The 2158-nt window shown below is 48.3% G+C and carries 4 protein-coding genes; all 4 read right to left on the minus strand.

The window, feature by feature from the left end; all coding sequences use genetic code 11:
* Positions 1-26 precede the first annotated feature (26 nt).
* Positions 27-272: a HepT-like ribonuclease domain-containing protein gene (locus J5I83_RS08970; protein WP_304055151.1), complete on the minus strand. Its 246-nt coding sequence runs from the start codon at positions 270-272 to the stop codon at positions 27-29.
* Positions 257-670: a nucleotidyltransferase domain-containing protein gene (locus J5I83_RS08975; protein ID WP_304055153.1), complete on the minus strand. Its 414-nt coding sequence runs from the start codon at positions 668-670 to the stop codon at positions 257-259. Before J5I83_RS08975 ends, J5I83_RS08970 begins: the two co-directional genes overlap by 16 nt.
* Positions 671-889: 219 nt before the next feature.
* Positions 890-1189 (minus strand): nucleotidyltransferase domain-containing protein, encoded by a 300-nt coding sequence (locus J5I83_RS08980; RefSeq protein ID WP_304055155.1) that lies wholly within the window; start codon positions 1187-1189, stop codon positions 890-892.
* 344 nt (positions 1190-1533) lie between these two features.
* On the minus strand, positions 1534-2158 hold a 625-nt coding region (locus J5I83_RS08985), incomplete at its 5' end, for a glycosyltransferase family 4 protein (RefSeq protein WP_304055157.1).

The raw sequence follows: 2158 nt of genomic DNA on the forward strand, positions 1-2158 counted from the left end.
GGCATCGCTAGATCAGCGCTGTTTATTTAAGCCGGCTGTAAGACATCAAAGGTTTCCCCCATGGTGTCGGGAGGGAGCAGTTTGGTTGCCGATATGAGATGTGAGCCGATATCCACGCAGAGCTGGATGGCACGTGTCAGGTTCAGGGTGAGAATATCCTGCGCGTCAATATTTTTCGCGAGTGTTGCGGCATCTTCCGGGCATTTCTCGGCAATTCTAAGCAAAACCCGCCGCAAAGATTCCAGTTTCTGCTCGATCACAGGCCAAGCCACGCTTGCCTCCTTTCGCGCAGAATTCTGTTGCGATAAGGCATGAAATCTGCCTGATTGAAAAGATGCCTGCTCAACATGAAGGCGTAGCGGCTATCTTCCCCCAGCACTCTTTTTCCCGTGGTAATGATTTGTCCGAGCAACGGCTCTCCCGCAGAAAAAAGATCGATTAAATCGACTGGACGCCCCAGCGCTTCGGCTAATTCTGCAATCAACTGCATTTTCTCGTGTTGTTGCAGCGGGCGTCCCATATCAACTGCCAAATCAAGATCGCTGTCAAAATGCGCTTCGCCTTTGGCCAATGAGCCGAATAATATCGCGAGCAGTATGGCTGGATGCTTGCTCAGCACATGCTGGACACGAACAAGATCTGGTGCGTCTGCGTTACTGTGATCGCTCATATGGCATCCTTAATGACGGCAAAGTGATACTCATCACACTTCAAAATTCGGCAGCTATACCTTCTCCCGCTGGGAGAAGGTAGGATGAGGGATTATAAAAACGGAATTTTGAAGTGTGATGAGTAGAGATCCCTGGTGCTTCTAATAACGTCATAGCAAGTGGCAAAGTTGAGTACCCCGATAAGAACTGCAATCGCAACTTCATCTTTGCGCTGGGAGTCATAACAGTCTTCCTTCCTTGAACGCGATATCATGAATAGGCAGGTGCATCAGATTGGGAGCAGAGAGTAGCACATCGACCTTACGGCCATGCATCAAACGGCTTACTTTGGCAGAAAATTCAGCCGCCAGCAGAGCAGGGTTATCTACCGGTTCACTCAACTCAAGCATCAGATCACAATCACCACCACGCGCTGTATCATCCAATCGTGAGCCAAAAAGCCATACACGAGCCTGGTTCCCCGCCAGTTGAACGGCAAGTGCGCGGATAGCTTGAATTTGTTGCTCGGTCAAACGCATTGTGATGGGAATTCCTTGTTATGTTTGATTCTAAACTCTTTCGATTAAAATAGTTATGAAATCATACCTTTTCCCTGCTTTGACTTATACAATAGGGCGAGTATCACTATTGATTTTCACTCAGTCGCATTGCGAATTCATTGCCGGTAATTTTTGCATGATGGTTAAAACTGTTTATGAAATGGATTGTATTAAGGTTTGCTCTTGTGACTCAGAGAATGATTTCTCTGGAGGAGGTGGGAAGTGTGGGGGGAGGAGGGCTGGCTTATAACATCAGGAGCTGATTCAGCCTCAACCGAGTAGTTCGGCTGCGCTGAATCAGTACGCAGATGATGTCAGCGTTATCATTGTATTTTGTTATGCTGACTTGCCCAGTCAGGTTTTTCGTTTTCTGCTAACTGCGTGATCACATCCAGCATCTTGAGGGCCATCGTTTTTCTATCATATTTTTTTGCTGCTTCCAGGCTTTGCACTTTAAAAGCTTCATAGGCAGAGCGATCCTCCAGCAGAAATCGCAAATGTGCTACCAGTTCATCGGCGTTTTCTGGCTCAAAAACAATGCCCACCCTTTCATCCCGGACGATATCGGCAGATTCTCCAGCCACGCCATGCAGCACTGGCAAGCCCATGCCCATGCATTCAAACAGCTTGGAAGGAATAACAGTCGTAAACAGATCCGTTTTTTTCAGGTGAATGACCGAGACATCCAGTAGCGACCAATAACGCGCCACCTGGTCCTTGGGAACCGAATCAATGAAGGTGACATTATCCAGTCCACGTCGCATCGCTTCCTCTTTTAACGCTGCCTTGCGGGCACCGTCGCCCAACAGAATAAAGTGGAACATTGCGCCATTGGGCAGGGTGCGTATCTTTTCCGCTGCATCCAGCAGAGTCTCCAGATGGTGCGCCAGACCATGAGTACCTACGTAACCGGCAACAAATTTACCTTCCAGTTTTAGCTGACGTACC

It is taken from the genome of Nitrosomonas communis, from assembly GCF_024102715.1.
GTDB lineage: Bacteria > Pseudomonadota > Gammaproteobacteria > Burkholderiales > Nitrosomonadaceae > Nitrosomonas > Nitrosomonas communis_B.

What these genes read in the sequence shown, in the direction of transcription:
- J5I83_RS08975 (WP_304055153.1), bottom strand. Translation starts at nt 670, where the DNA reads ATGAGCGATCACAGTAACGCAGACGCACCAGATCTTGTTCGTGTCCAG.
- J5I83_RS08980 (WP_304055155.1), bottom strand. Translation starts at nt 1,189, where the DNA reads ATGCGTTTGACCGAGCAACAAATTCAAGCTATCCGCGCACTTGCCGTT.